The 15,768-nt window shown below is 29.8% G+C and carries 9 protein-coding genes; 2 read left to right on the top strand and 7 right to left on the bottom strand.

Features of this window, described 5'->3' with window-relative positions; translation table 11 throughout:
- Positions 1 to 34: 34 nt before the first annotated feature.
- Positions 35 to 1,513 carry a glycoside hydrolase family 32 protein gene (locus tag BRSU_RS03935; protein ID WP_048593891.1) on the bottom strand — a complete coding sequence of 493 codons (1,479 nt, stop codon included), beginning with the start codon at positions 1,511 to 1,513 and terminating at the stop codon, positions 35 to 37.
- Between the two features lie 137 nt (positions 1,514 to 1,650).
- The gene (locus tag BRSU_RS03930) at positions 1,651 to 3,072 is read right to left on the bottom strand and encodes a PTS transporter subunit EIIC (RefSeq protein ID WP_048593890.1); all 1,422 of its coding nucleotides are present in this window, start codon (positions 3,070 to 3,072) and stop codon (positions 1,651 to 1,653) included.
- Between the two features lie 164 nt (positions 3,073 to 3,236).
- Between BRSU_RS03930 and BRSU_RS03925 the strand changes: the two genes are divergently transcribed.
- On the top strand, positions 3,237 to 4,232 hold the full coding sequence (locus BRSU_RS03925) for a LacI family DNA-binding transcriptional regulator (RefSeq protein WP_048593889.1): 996 nt from the start codon (positions 3,237 to 3,239) through the stop codon (positions 4,230 to 4,232).
- A gap of 88 nt (positions 4,233 to 4,320) precedes the next feature.
- Here the strand turns inward: BRSU_RS03925 and hydA are convergent, their stop codons facing one another.
- Positions 4,321 to 5,760: a dihydropyrimidinase gene (hydA, locus tag BRSU_RS03920; protein ID WP_048593888.1), complete on the bottom strand. Its 1,440-nt coding sequence runs from the start codon at positions 5,758 to 5,760 to the stop codon at positions 4,321 to 4,323.
- Positions 5,761 to 5,918: 158 nt separating this feature from the next.
- Positions 5,919 to 6,836, bottom strand: a complete 918-nt coding sequence (locus BRSU_RS03915) for an Rpn family recombination-promoting nuclease/putative transposase (protein WP_048593887.1) — start codon at positions 6,834 to 6,836, stop codon at positions 5,919 to 5,921.
- A 177-nt stretch (positions 6,837 to 7,013) separates the two neighbouring features.
- Here BRSU_RS03915 and BRSU_RS03910 point away from each other — a divergent pair, with 177 nt between their 5' ends.
- Complete coding sequence (locus BRSU_RS03910) at positions 7,014 to 8,828, top strand: ankyrin repeat domain-containing protein (protein ID WP_083997859.1); 1,815 nt, start codon at positions 7,014 to 7,016, stop codon at positions 8,826 to 8,828.
- A 374-nt stretch (positions 8,829 to 9,202) separates the two neighbouring features.
- On the opposite strand, the gene yqeB is transcribed toward BRSU_RS03910, so the two are convergent.
- The 3 genes from yqeB to ygfK all read right to left on the bottom strand — a co-directional run bounded on the left by yqeB (position 9,203) and on the right by ygfK (position 15,681).
- Positions 9,203 to 10,030 carry a selenium-dependent molybdenum cofactor biosynthesis protein YqeB gene (yqeB, locus tag BRSU_RS03905; protein WP_048593886.1) on the bottom strand — a complete coding sequence of 276 codons (828 nt, stop codon included), beginning with the start codon at positions 10,028 to 10,030 and terminating at the stop codon, positions 9,203 to 9,205.
- 14 nt (positions 10,031 to 10,044) lie between these two features.
- Positions 10,045 to 12,615 (bottom strand): selenium-dependent xanthine dehydrogenase, encoded by a 2,571-nt coding sequence (gene xdh, locus BRSU_RS03900; protein ID WP_048593885.1) that lies wholly within the window; start codon positions 12,613 to 12,615, stop codon positions 10,045 to 10,047.
- Between the two features lie 96 nt (positions 12,616 to 12,711).
- Positions 12,712 to 15,681: a putative selenate reductase subunit YgfK gene (gene ygfK, locus BRSU_RS03895; protein WP_048593884.1), complete on the bottom strand. Its 2,970-nt coding sequence runs from the start codon at positions 15,679 to 15,681 to the stop codon at positions 12,712 to 12,714.
- Positions 15,682 to 15,768 lie beyond the last annotated feature (87 nt).

Here is a 15,768-nt window from a genome sequence, read left to right as displayed (position 1 = left end):
TAAACTATTTTTAAATATTTACAAATAAAAAAGATTAATGATTAACCTTAAAATCAGACAATTTATATATTGTTAAATTCATATCTCCAATAATCTTAAAAGAATATTCATTTGGATAATACCTAGTAGAAAATACCATCTCTCCATCATTAATAAATATTTCTATAGCTGAAGTATCTATTAATATTCTTAAATTTTCTAACTTTTCTAAATCAGAACTTCTTTTATATCTTCCGCCGCCTATTTTCTTTCCTATATCATTTATAAACTCTAATATGAATCTATTATTTTTATATCTAATAGAAACACCTTCAGAAATTAATAATTCAAAATTCTCAGAACTTTTTATATTATCAATTAAAACTTCATAAGAGTTAATATCTTTAGAAATTAAATTATCAGATAATGAATCATAAGAACATTTATCTACAAATATTTTTTTCTCTCTTAATTTCTCTAAACTTCTATGAGGTTTTTGATAAAGTTTTCCATTTTTTAAACTTAACTCCCTTGCAACAGTAAGACAATGCTGCCAACCATATTGAACAGTTAAGTTTTTATGAGTATCTTCAGTATCAGGAACTCCCATCCAGCCTATTATAATTCTATTTCCATTTTCATCTAAAAAAGTCTGAGGAGCATAGAAATCAAATCCTCTGTCAAGAACAGTAAAGTTATTAACTTCTATATGTTCTTTATTTTTATAATCATCATTAATCAAAAAATATCCTGAAAGATAAATATTTTCATATACATTTTCAATTTGCTCTACACCTTGAGGACAAGTAATTAAAATATTATGTCCGTCTAAATTAAATAAGTCAGGACATTCCCACATATAGCCGAATCTATTTTTAGAATTTATAGTGCTTGTATGATTCCAATTTCTTTTATCTTCAGATTTAAATATTAATACCTCTCCAATATCATTATCTCTATCTGTGCCGTATTTTCTAGCACCCTGAACCATATAATAAGAATCATTTTCTTTCCATACTTTAGGATCTCTTATATGATTAGTTATATCTTTAGGATAATCCTTCATTTCCATTAAGCATTCTTTTTCAGAGAAGTTAATACCATCTTCGGAGACTATAAGCATGGTATTAGCTTCTCTTCCGCTTTCTATGTAATCATGTTCTCCTAGAAGCTTTACATTACCTGTATAATATATGTACAGTTTATCATCTTCTATAAAAGCAGAACCTGAATACACACCATGGCAATCGTATTTTTCATCTGGATATATTGATACTCCCACATATTTGTGATTTATTAAGTCTTTAGTTATATAATGCCCCCAAAATTTTAATCCGCCATCAACATCAAATGGAGAATACTGAAAAAATATATGATACTCTCCTTTGAAATATGATAAAGCATTAGGATCATTAAGCCAGCCTACAGGAGGCATTAAATGAAAATTTAATCTCCATTTATTGTTATTATCATTAAAATATTCAATTTCTTTTCGTTTTATCGCCTCTTCAAATACTTTACTAACCAACCTCATTTATTTTCCTCATATCAAATATTTTTATAATAAGCAAATAATGGACTTAATATCATGTATTAAAACTAATACATGATATTAAGCAAATAAATTATTTTATTGGATTTATGTAGAAATTATGTAACGTCTTTTTTGTTTTAATCCTCATCTTCCTGCATATATTCATCAGGAACACCAAAAAACCAAGTAAGAGTAAAAGATAAAATAACGGTAACCAAAGCAACAATAACATAACCAAATAATTGCTTTCCGTCATAAATATAAAGTAATGCTCCAGGTATTCCTGTAACTCCATTAGCAGTAGCCTGTAAATTCAATAATCTTGCGATCAATCCTGTTATACCAGCAGCAATAGCACCGCATACCATAGGTTTTATTCCGTATCTTATATTTATACCGAAAATAGCGGGCTCTGTTATACCAAGCCAAGCCGATAATGTAGCACCATATCCCATAGCTTTTACAGTTTTTCTTCTAGTTTTTAATGTAACAGCTAAGCAAGCAGCACCTGCAGCCAAATTGGCAACTGATAAAAGAGGATTGATAGGGTTAAAAGTAGTAGCAGCAAGTAAGGATATTTCTATCAAGTTCATTATATGGTGTACTCCTGTTACAACTATGAATATTATTCCAAACCCTATTATGAATCCTCCTATTCCAAAAGGTAATGATAAAGAAAAATTTATAGCTATCAATATCCATTGTTCAACTATATGAAAAATAGGTCCTATTACAGCTAAAGATAATATCAGCATTATGAGTAAAGTTAAAAAAGGAGTTGCCAATATATCTATTATATTTGGTATTACTTTTCTTAAATTTAATTCCACTTTAGAACCTATTATGCCGGCAATAAGTGCAGGAAGTATGCTTCCTTGATATCCTACTATAGGTATAAATCCGAATAACATTATAGGCTTAACTCCGCTGTCCGGATTGGCTACTAAATATGCATTAGGCAAAGCAGGAGAAACAAGCATTAATCCCAATAATATACCTAATATAGGAGATCCTCCAAATACTCTGAATGTTGACCAGCATACCAAAGCAGGTAAAAATGCAAATGTCGTTTCTGTTAAAACACTCATAAATGTCATAACAGAAACAGGTATATTAGACATTTGCAAATTAAATAACCCTAAAAAACTATCATTAATTAAAGCACCTTTAAGCCCTAAAAATAAACCAGTTGCAATCATAGCAGGCATTATTGGTACAAATACATCAGCAAATATACGTATAAACTTTCTAAAATTATTTTTCTCTCCCACTTTTTTAGTTTCCTGCGTATTTTGTTTTGCTGCTCCTGTAACACCTAAATTAACAACTTCATCATATACTTTATTTACTACTCCTGTACCCAATATTATTTGATATTGCCCTGAATTAAAAAATACTCCTTTAACACCTTCTATTTTTTGAACATCTGAATCTTTTATGCTTTCTCTTGTTTTTACTATTAATCTTAATCTAGTGGCACAGAAAGTCGCTGAAATAATATTATCCTTATCAACTACTCTAATAATTTCTTCAGCAGTTTTTTTATAATTAATAGCCATAATAAAAATCCTATTGAAATTACCTATATGTAACCGGTTACATAATATATTATAGCAATATTTTAATATTTGTCAAGCATTATATATTTTTTTATAAAATAATTATATAAATTTGTATTTAACTATAAAAAGTATATACTTTATTAATATCAGGATAATGAAAAATGGCTACTAATAAAAAAATTACAATGAAAGAAATAGCAGAAATTGCTGGTGTTACAAAAACTACTATATCCAGATACTTTAACGGCGGGTATTTAAAAGAAGAAACAAAAAAAAGAATTAAAGAAATAATATCAGAGTATAATTATGAACCCAATACATTTGCAAGATTAAAAGCAAAAAAGAGTCATATTATAGGAATAATAGTACCTGCATTGGACTCTATAGTCGGAGCTAGAGTATTAACAGGTTTAGAAAAAACACTTAGAGAAAAACATTATATGCCTATAATAATGAATACAAATCATCAGCATAAATTGGAACTGCAGTATATAGAAAAATTAAAGAGATTAAATGTTGATGGTATAGTATTAAGTGCAACATATATAACAGAAGAACATAAAAATGTATTAAAAAAATTAGACATACCAATAGTAATTTATGGTCAGGAATGCAGTGAAGGTATAAGCATAGTTAATGATGATTATAATGCTGGTATAGATATAGGAGAATATATAGGAAGCAAAAATCATAAAAATATAGGATTTATAACAGTAGATGAAAATGATATTGCTGTAGGAATAACAAGAAGAAATGGGGTATTAGACGGATTGGCAAACTATGGTATAGAAAACATAACTATAGAAGTAGCAGATTTTTCTTATGATAAAGCAAAAATAGCAACAGAAAAATTATTAAAAAATAAAAATATAGATGCTATAATATGTTCAACAGATAGACAAGCTTTAGGAGTATATAAAGTATTAAAAGAAATGGGGCTAAAAATTCCAGATGATGTATCAGTAATATCTTTCGGAGGATATGATATTGATGAGATAATAGAACCTGAACTTTCAACAATAAAATTTGATTCTTTTAATGCCGGAGTATGCACAGCAAATACATTAATAGATTTAATAAATCATATAAAAGTAAAAAAAGTACTTTATGTTAATTATGAATTCTTAGAAAGAAACAGTGTAAGCAATAAAGAATAATATAAAAAATAAATAAAAATAACTGACTAAAAAATTATAGCCAGTTATTTTTTATTTAATTTTCTATATATATAAATATTTTTAATAATTAATTACAGTCAATATCTATATAATCGCCCAATTTGAAATGATTAGTAAAATCGGCATAATGATCTAAAGTTTTTCTCTTTATAAATTTACCGTCGCCTTTATTTCCTAAGAACTTATTATCCTTACATACAATTTTACCTCTTGATATAACTCTATCAATAGAGCATAAAAGTTCCATTCCTTCATAAGCAGTATAATCACAAGCACCATGCATATTTGATTTTGTTATAACAGATTTTTTATTAGGATCTATTATAGTAATATCAGCATCAGCATTTGGAATAATAGCACCTTTTTGAGGATAAAGTCCGTATATTAAAGCCGGATTATAGCATAAAGTTTCAACGAATTTATTTATGCTTATTCTTCCTTTCATAACGCCTTCAGAGAACATCAAAGGGTATCTCTCCTCTACTCCGCCTGCACCATTAGGGCATTTAGTGAAATTATCTTTTCCTTTCACCTTATCAGTTTCATAATTGAAAGGACAATGATCTGTAGCTATTACCTGTATATGTCCGTCTGCAATGGCTTTCCATAATCTGTCGCAGTCTTCCTGTTTCCTCAAAGGAGGAGACATAATAAATTTAAGTCCGTCTTCTCTGTCATACTCTTTATCAGTTAATACTAAATATTGCGGGCAAGTTTCAGAGAAAATATTTTTATGTCCCAAAGCTCTGGCATTAACTATTTCATCTACACTCTTTGAAGCTGAAGTATGAACTATATAAACAGGAGCATTTCCAGCTACAACAGATAAATGTATAATTCTATTAACTGCCTCAGCTTCAGCCTCTGCAGGTCTGCTTATAGGGTGATAATGTGCAGATGTTTTGCCTTCTTCAACAAATTTCTTCTTTAAATATTCCACTACATAATGGTTTTCAGCATGAAAAGCAGAAACTCCATTAATCTCTTTCATCTTCTTTAATACTCTCACAACATTATCATCTTCTATTTTATAATTATAAGTTAAATATAATTTTGTACTTTGCAAACCTTCTTCTTTCGCTAATACTTCAAGTCCTTTAAGTACATATTCATCAACATGCTGTAAAACTCCATGGAAGCTATAATCAATAACAGCCTTATTATCAGCAAGAGTATGATAATATTTTAATTGATGAAATACATCGCAGTCTTTAGGTCCGAATCCCATATGATCAACTATAGTAGTAGTACCGCCGCAAGCAGCAGCAATAGTACCAGTATAGAAATCATCAACAGCACGCCCAATTCCAACATCTATATCCATATGAGTATGAACATCAATTCCTCCAGGCATTACATACTTACCTGAAGCATCAATTATTTCTGCTCCGTCGCATTTTAAATCAGCACCTATTTGAGAAATTTTTTCATCTTCTATTAATACATCAGCCTTATAAGTTTCTGAAGCATTAACTATAGTACCATTTTTTATAATAATCTTTTTCATTTTATAATCCTATATTTATTTGTTTATTAAAATAATTACTAAATTTATATGAATTCAATAAAGTATATTCAAACAACATTCAATAACTTATAATTTTTTTATTTATCTATAAAAAAACTGTTCACTAAAAATATCTGTCAAGTGAAGTTGTCATATGTTCACAAATCTTTTATTTCTTCTATAGTTAAACCTGTAATTCTGCTTATAACATCAATATTCATATTTTCTTTTTTCATTTCTTTAGCTATATTTATTTGGCTTTCTTTATAACCCTTTTCTATACCTTTTTCTATGCCTTGCTTAAATCCTATTTCCATACCTTCTTTTTTTCCTTCTGCTCTCTCATACTGAAGCATAGCAGCCTGTCCATAAAGAAAAGTATCTCTTTCATTATAGGCAGACATCTCTTTTTCATCAGCTACAAACCTTTTATATTTATCTATTACTTTACTCATAATATGATTGCCTCCTATAAGTTTATTAATATCTTTTTCTAAATCTTTAGTAGTGAAAAAATCAATCCAAGATAAAAGTTTATTTTTATTATAATCATCTATACTAGCATTTTTTAATATTTCTGCAAATCTTTTAATCTCTATAAAATGTATATGAAAATCATCTAATTTAAGGCTAGGATTATTAATATCTGATAATTGAAGACATTTATGCTCTTTTTTTATATCAGTTTCACTTCCTATGTTTAAATTAAAATTTAAAAAACTAATACTAATCATTTGACTTATATTAATATAGTTTTCATTCTCTTTTAATTCAGAAGCTATATTTTTAGCTATATAATATAATATTCTTTTTATAAAGTTATTATTTCCTATCAACTGTATTTCAATAAGTATTTTTTTACCATCTTTTGTTTTTGCTTTAACATCTAATATAGATTCTTTTAAATTCTCATTTTCAGGCAAGTTATAAGGATTAATTATTTCAAGATTACTTACAGACTCAAATCCTACATCATTTAAAACAGCATTAACAATATTTTCTAATATATCCTCATCACCTTCAGTACCAATTAGATATCGTACAAATAAATCATTAAGTCTGTTAATTTCTTTCATAGATTAATTATACTAAAAATTTTATTAATATCAATTTATATTTATATAATTTTCATTCATAAAAAACTAATACATAAAATTATCATATATTTTTAATGAGTATATTATATAAATTATAGTTATATTGACATAAAATAACTTTAAACATATAATCCAGCATATACTTAGGGGGTATATATGAAAAATATTATTTCTATTTTTGTTTTAATAGTTTCGATAATTTCCTGCAGCGGCAATACTAAACAAACAGAAAATACTCAAACTAATCAAACTCAAACAAATGAACAAGTATATATTAATCCAACAACTACAAATACTAATGAATATGTTCAAGTTACAAAAATGTATCCTATGTATTCTCAGACTTTCTTTTTAGCTGTACAATATAATAACATAGAAGAAGTTAAATCATATTTAGATAAAGGAGCAAATCCAAATGCTCAAGATGAATACGGTTTTACAGCATTAATGTACGCTGCTTTAATGGGATATGATGATATAGCAAAATTACTTATAGAAGAAGGTACTGATGTCAATATTAAAGATAATGCAGGTGCTACAGCATTAATGTATGCTGCTAGAGATACAAATTATGAAATGGTTGAATTTTTATTAAAAAATGGTGCTGATGTAAACATTAGAGATACATCAGGAAAAACTGCATTATATTATAGTATTCAGCATGATAGTTTCGGACAAGAAAATGCTATAAAAATACTTAATTTATTAATAAAATATGGTGCTGATGTAAATACTAAAGACAATGATGGAGCATCTCTCCTTGATGTATCCTATAGAATTTCAGAATCTTTTGATAAAAATAAAGAAATGTTTAAAATATTAGTTGAAAATGGTTTTGATTTAGAGTCAAGAATAAAGACGGGTAGATCTGATTATGATTATACTCCTTTAATGATAGCAGCTTTAAGAAATGACTATGATATGGTTAAATATTTACTTGATAAAGGTGCCAATCCTAATACAGCAAATAATGAAAACAAAACAGCTTTAACGATTGCTAATGATTATGGAAAATTTGATATTTCAAAATTACTTATACAACAAGGTGCAAATATAAACACAAAAGATGAAGACGGTCTTACAGCATTAATGAACGCTGCTATGATAGGAGACTATGAAATGGTTAAATTTTTATTAGAAAATGGTGCCAATATAAATACTAAAGACAATGATGGAAACACTGTATTATATTATAATATTCGCTATGATCATTACGAAAAAGAAGAAATGCTAGAAAATGCTAAAAAAATATTTAATTTATTAATAAAATATGGTGCTGATGTAAATACTAAAGACAATTATGGAGCATCACTTCTTGATACAGCTTATACAACAGAATTGGCACTAAATAGAGAAATGTTTAAAGTATTAGTAGAAAATGGTTTTGACTTAGAATCAAGAATAAAGGGTGGGGAGTATTATTCTCCTGCTGATTATGATTATACTCCTTTAATGATAGCAGCTTTAAGAAATGACTATGATATGGTTAAATTTTTAGTTGAAAAAGGTGCCGATGTAAATGCCAAAACACATTCTGAACATAGCTCAGTAGAAACTCCCCTATTACTCTCATTAGATAATGAACATCCTGACTATAGATATTATTATTATAAAAATGAAAATTCATCTGCTGCAGAATTTTTAATAAATAATGGTGCAGATATAAATGTAACAAATGAGGATGGAGAAACACCTTTAATGTATGCTTCCAAACTTCATAATATAAAAGTGGCAGAACTTCTAATACAAAAAGGTGCAGATATTAATGCTCAAGATTATAATGGATACACTTCTTTAATGTGGGCTTGTACAAGAAAATCTAATGAATCATTTGTTAAATTTCTAGTAGAAAAAGGAGCCGATGTAAATATAGAAGATGACGATGGAGATACTGCTTTAGATATGGCAGAGAATCTTGAACTTAGAGAAATTGCAGATATTCTAAAAAAAGCTCCAAGAAATGTAAAGTAAATTTTATATTTAAATAAATTAAAATCTTCATTAATAAAATTGATATATACCTAAACAACTACATTTTGTCAATTTTAGTTTTTTTATTTTATTGTTTGTGGGGACTAGCCCCCACACCCCCACTTCTTTTGTTGCCACAAAGAAGCAAAAAGGCTATATTTAGACTTTAATTTAATAAACTATATTACATATAAGACAATTTTAGTATTATTTAGTACTAATTTTTTACACTTGCACTTTCGCGAAGCGTGCCTGCGGCAGCAACTTTTTGCGGCGGGAAAAAGTTGAATAAAAAAATGACAAACTTAAAAATTTTTAGTATAATTTATAATGAAGATTTTTTAATATGATTAATTATATAATATAGAAATTAATTATCTATTATATAAATACATCATAGCAGTAAGCACAGAACCGCCTAAATTTCTAGCCTTATCAGAAATAGTAAAGCAATTATCATATTCAGATTTTCTAGGATCAATATCAGCTATTTTCAAACCCTTATGAACTTTAAAACCATCTCTTATAATGCCTCTTAAAAGACCATCAAAAGTAGCAAGCACTTCTATTTTTTCATTGTTGTTATTTATGTATGCTATAACTTCTTTTTCTTTGACAAAATCGCCTATGTTTTTTACATTTTCAATAATGCCGTCAGAACTTGCATGTATTACTCTTTCAGCTTCTTTACCGCCTATATTACCGGGAATTCCTGTATTAGGTATAGCCTCGCCTTCTAAATACATTCTTCCAAGATTATGACCTCGCATAGTTTCTATAACAATATCGCAGTCTTTACCAGCAGTAAAACCGGGACCTAATGCTATAGTATATTTAGCCATAGATTTATTAGTACCAAGATTTTTTTTAGCTATTATAGCATCAATTAAAAATGTTGGTTTTATCTTTTTTAGTATATCACAATTAGGATCTATAAGAATAGGAATCTTTTCATAATTTTGATTTGCAATTATATTAAGAGCTTCTTCATAGCTTTTTACCAATACAGATTCAATATCCTCAACTTTACTTTCACCATCATAAACAGCTTCGGATAATGCAACCCTTCTTCTAATAGAAGAGGGGTATTGTGTTTCCAATACAATAACTTTGAAATGAGCCTTATATAATGAATACACAATACCTGTAGCTAAATCACCAGCTCCTCTTACAATTACAAGTTCATCGTTAAATAAACTCATAATAATAAAATAAATTATCTTGAATAAGGAGTATTTTTAAGTGGCAGTTCTGTTTGTAACTCACCGTTAAACTTATAATAAGCTAAAGCAACAGCAGGAGCAGTAGGTATACTAGAAATCTCTCCTATACCAGTAGCACCGTAACCATAAGGAACACCAGGTTTTTCTATAATAATAGATTCAACATCTGGAGTTTTATCAGCTCTGAATAATCCTAAAGTACCGAATTTCACTTTAGGAACACAATCTTCAAGCGGGAATTTTTCTGTCAAAGCATAGCCTAAAGACATAACAACACCGCCTTCAATTTGTCCTTCCAAAGCTATAGGGTTAATAGCCTTTCCTATATCATGAGCAGCAACTATTTTGTTTATAGTACCGTCATCATTAAGTATACATACTTGTGTAGCATAACTGTATGCAACGTGAGAAACAGGGTGAGGTTTATCAACGCCCATTTTATCTGTAATAGTTAGCCATTCGCCGTAATATTCTTTTCCTTCTAAATCTTTTAATGTTTTACCAGCTAAATCTTTCTTAAGGTCTTCACAAGCTCTCTTACAAGCCTCACCTGTAATAAGTGTTTGTCTTGAACCTGAAGTAGTACCGGAATCAGGAGAAGTTGCAGTATTAGGCTGATGAATTATTATTTCATCATCATTCAAATCAAGAGTTTCTCCAGCTATTTGATAAAGTACAGTAGCAATACCCTGTCCAATACAAGAAGCAGCAGAGTATACATTAACTTTTCCGTCTTTTACTAACAAACGAACTCTTCCTGTGTCAGGCAAACCAACACCTACACCAGAGTTTTTCAAAGAACAAGCTATACCAACATTTTTATTATTATAATAAATATCTTTAACAGCTTCTAATGTTTCAACAAGTCCTGTAGCCTCATCAGCTATTTGATAGTTAGGAAGCACTTGACCAGGACGTATAGCATTTCTATATCTTATTTCCCAAGGATCTAAACCGCACATTTCAGCAAGCAAGTTTATATTCATTTCAGTAGCAAAACAAGACTGAGGTACGCCGAATCCTCTGAATGGTCCAGTTGGAGGGTTATTAGTATAGAAAGATTTACCCTCTATATCTATAACTTGATAATTATAAGGACCAGCAGCATGTGTACAAGCTCTTTGAAGTACAGGACCTGATAATGAAGCATAAGCACCGGCATCTGTAATTAAAGTAGCTTTCATAGCTGTAAGTATACCGTTTTCATCACAAGCAGTAGTCATATCTATGCTCATAGGGTGACGTTTTGGGTGCCAGTTTATACTTTCTTGTCTTGTAAGTTTGAATTTAACAGGTCTTTTTGTTCTATATGCCATTATAGCTGCATAATGCTGAACACTCATATCCTCCTTACCACCGAATCCGCCGCCTACATATTTATTTTCTACTACAACTTTATCAGGTTCTATACCTAAAGCCATAGATACTTCTCTTTTTGTATCATAAACACTTTGGTCGCTTGAATATACAAATATTCCATCTCCATTGAAAGGCATAGCAACAGCAACTTCTGCTTCCATAAATGCATGCTCTGTCCAAGGAAGTTCATAATGTTTTGTAACTTTATATTTAGATTTAGCTATTACTTCATCAGCATTACCTTTAACTAATCTTTCATGAGTAAGTAAATTACTTTCTCTTTCTTCATGAACTAAAGGAGCACCCTCTTTCATAGCTTCATGAGGATTTCTTACCAATGGTAATTCTTCATATTCTATTTTTACTAAATCTCTAGCTTTTTTAGCAGTAGCTTCATCTTCAGCAACGATTAAAGCTAAACCGTCAGCAATAAATCTTGTAGTCTCGCCTTCACCAATAAGTACATCCCAGTCATGGAAAATATGTCCTATTTTCTTAGCACCAGGTAAATCTTTAGCAGTTATTACATCAACTACGCCTTTTAAAGCTTTTGCTTCGCTAATATCTATTTTTAATATTTTAGCTCTTGGATATTTAGTTCTTACAGCAACACCATGAAGCATACCTTCTAACTCTATATCATCACAGTATTCACCAATACCTAAAGCTTTTTCTTTAGCATCTACTCTAGCAATATTTCTATCGCCTAATTTTACTTTACCTTTGTATTCTTTAACATCAATGTTTTCTCTAATCATTTTAGCTGCTAATTCTATAGCATCAATGATTTTTTTGTATCCTGTACATCTGCAAATATTATTTTTTATAGCAGCAACAATTTCAAGTCTTGTAGGATTAGGATTTTTATCTATCAATCCTTTAGCACATATAACCATACCAGGTATACAGAATCCGCATTGAACTGCACCTGCAACTGCAAAAGCATGAGCATAAACATCTTTTTCTCTTTGAGTAAATCCCTCTATAGTTTGTACGCTTTTACCCTGCAATCTTCCTATAGTTTGTATACATGCTTTAGTAGGTTTTCCATCTATCAAAACAGTACAAGTTCCGCAAGCACCTTCAGAACATCCGTCTTTAACCGATTTACATTTACAGTCATTCCTAAGAACATCCATTAACTTTCTGTCTGAGTCAAAGCTCATCTCTTTACCATTAATGATAATCTTGGCACTCTCGCCCATATATTCCTCCTTATATATTAAAATCAAATAAACATAACAAGGGAAAGATACTTATCTCCCCTTTGCTATGTTATACAATAATCAATATAAAGTCAATTATTTTAATATTAAATACTTATAGTTATTAAATACGGTATCAACTATAGTGTAAACACCATTGTTCTTTCCGCCAACTTTATAAGATTCTTCTTTACCATCAATTCTAAGTTTAGCATTTCCTTCTTTATCTAAGAATAAGAAACCGTCATTTTTAGAATTTTTCATATCATCTTCAGTAGCAAACAATGTAAATTTATCTTTATAAGGAGCAGAACTATAAGGACAGAATGTTTCACAGTTACCGCATTCATTACACATATAATCAACGTGTATGATTTGTGATATCTTAGCATGTCCTGCAACTTTTATAGATACATTAGCTCTGTTAGGACAAACTTCAGTACAGCTTTCACAGATATAATCACAGCTTAAACATCTAGTAGCTTCAGGATCTTTTGATACTTCTTTCAAATTACCTTTTTTGCTATAAGATATTTCTTCAGTAGAAACAGAAGGTAAATCAGGAGCAACTGCTTTTCCTAATATAGCTTCAGCAACAACTTTAGCATCTCTTATAGCTTCAACTATAGTAGCAGCACCATATAAACCATCACCAGCAACATAAACATTTTTGATAGATGATTCATTAGCAGCAGAACATTTTGGCTTACCTTTATCATCAACATCTATGCCATTAGATTTGTAGAAGTCAGATTCAATTTGCTCACCAATAGAAGCTATAACACTGCTAGCAGGTACTTCTACTGTTTCATTAGTTTCAACAACGTTTCTTCTGCCTTTTTCATCATAATCAGATAATTCCATTTTCTTACATAGAAGTTTGCCGTTTTCTAATTTAACAGGTGCAAGTAATTCCATGAACTCAACACCATCTTCTAAAGCCTCTTGAAGTTCTTCTTCTAAAGCAGGCATATATCTCTTAGTTCTTCTATAAACTAATCTAACATTTTTAACGCCTTTATTTTTCTTAGCAGCACGAGCAGCATCCATAGCAGTGTTACCGCCTCCGATTACTACTACATCTTCACCTAAAGCAACGTTTCCATTAGTTTTATTGAACTCTTCTAAAAATTTAAGAGCATTCATAGATTCGCCTGCTTCAAGTTTTAAAGGCATATTTTTATGAGCACCTATACAAACAACAGTGTAATCATAATTTTTAGCAAATTCTTTCATATCTTTAATTTCTTTGCCTAATTCAAATTTAACACCCATTTGCTTACATAAGCTAACATCATTTCCAATCTCTTCAGCACTTATTCTGAAGCTAGGTATAATATTAGCAACTACACCACCAGCTTTTTCTCTCTTATCAAATACTGTAACATCAACACCAGCACGAGCCAAGAAGAATGCAGCAGAAAGTCCAGCAGGACCAGCACCTATGATACCAGCTTTTTTACCTATAGAAGCAGCAGGTTTTAAAGTTCCTATTACTTTACTATATCCAGCTTTAGCAGCTTCTAATTTGCAAGCTCTAATGCTTACAGGCTCTTCATAGAATTGTCTAGTACATTTATCCATACAAGTATGAGGACATAATATACCTGTAGCAAATGGAAGAGCATTTTTCTCTATAATAACTTTGAAAGACTCTTCATATTTTCCTTCAGAATTAAGTCTTATATAAGTAGTAAGGTCTTGATGAATAGGACAAGTTTCCATACAAGGAGCTATATAACAATCGATCAAAGGTACTTTTTTATTAACTTTTCTGCTAGCAAGAGGCTTAACAGGTTTAATATGATGTTTGCTTTTTTTGCTCCATTCAATGATTTTTTCAGTTTTAGCTACATCTACTTTAGTAAATGCTTTTGGTTCTTTAAGATTTTTAGCTATTTGCTCGCCTCTTTGATAACCGCCTGATTTTAAGAAAGTAGTAGCCATAGTTACAGGCCAAATTCCTGCATCTATAACATCATTGATATTGAAATAATCACATCCGCCTGAATATGAAATTCTCAATTTTCCGTCAAAATCTTTACTCAATCTTGAAGCAACTGTCATAGAAAGTGGGAATAAAGATTTACCAGACATGTACATTTCTTCAGATGGTAATTCTTTTTGTTTAACATCTACAGGGAATGTATTAGTGATTTTTACACCGAATGCAAGTGAATTATCTTCAGCTAATTTTTGAAGTCTTTGAAGCATAGGAATTGCATCGCTGTACTGTAAATCATCATTAAAGTGGAAATCAGTAAATGATATATAATCATAACCCATTTCATCTAAAGTTTTTCTAGCATATTCATAACCTAAAAGTGTAGGATTACATTTAACAAAAGTATTTAATTTCTTTTCTGTGATTAGGTATGAAGCTATTTTTTCTATTTCTGTAGGAGGACATCCATGAAGAGTAGACAAAGTAACAGAATTACATACATCAGCATTGATTTTATCTATATCTTCTTTCTTGAAGTTTTGGAATCTGCTGATATTATCTGTTAACCATTGTTTACATTCTTTAAATATAGGAGTATTAGAAGCATCTTTCATGCCTTCAATGAAAGTATCAATTTTTTCAGTTTTAATGCCTTCATAGTCATAACCAACAGACATATTGAACTGAAAACCGTCCATATCTCCTAAATCCCATTCTTTAGCAATTACTTTTAAAGCAACCCAAGCCTTAATATATTCATCAAAAGCCTGAGGAACATAAAGTTCTGTAGACCATTCACAGTTATAACATTCATCATTAGCTGTAATACAAGGTTTAGCAACACATTTGCTTAATTCTTCTCCGTCCATTTTCTGAACAGTTTTAAGTTCAAAGAATCTGCTTCCTATATAATAAGCAGCAACTATATTTTGAGCCAATTGAGTATGAGGTCCTGCAGCAGGTCCTATAGGAGTTTCCAACTTTCTTCCAAAAATTTCGTAATATTTAGCTTTATCAGCTTTAAACGCTCTTGAAACACCAAATACTTTACCGGATTTTTTTTCTTCTAGAATCCAATTCATAAGGTTTCCAAAAGGTATGGGTGTCATTACATCACTCATTATAATTCCTCCAATTAATTTTACTGTAATTTATTACAATACCAAAAAAAATTCTATATAAAAATCAATTTTATATAGAATTTCATG

Source organism: Brachyspira suanatina, from assembly GCF_001049755.1.
Taxonomy (GTDB): domain Bacteria; phylum Spirochaetota; class Brachyspiria; order Brachyspirales; family Brachyspiraceae; genus Brachyspira; species Brachyspira suanatina.
The sequence above is the reverse complement of the archived record's forward strand: the minus strand, read 5'-3'. Positions and strand labels throughout refer to the sequence as shown.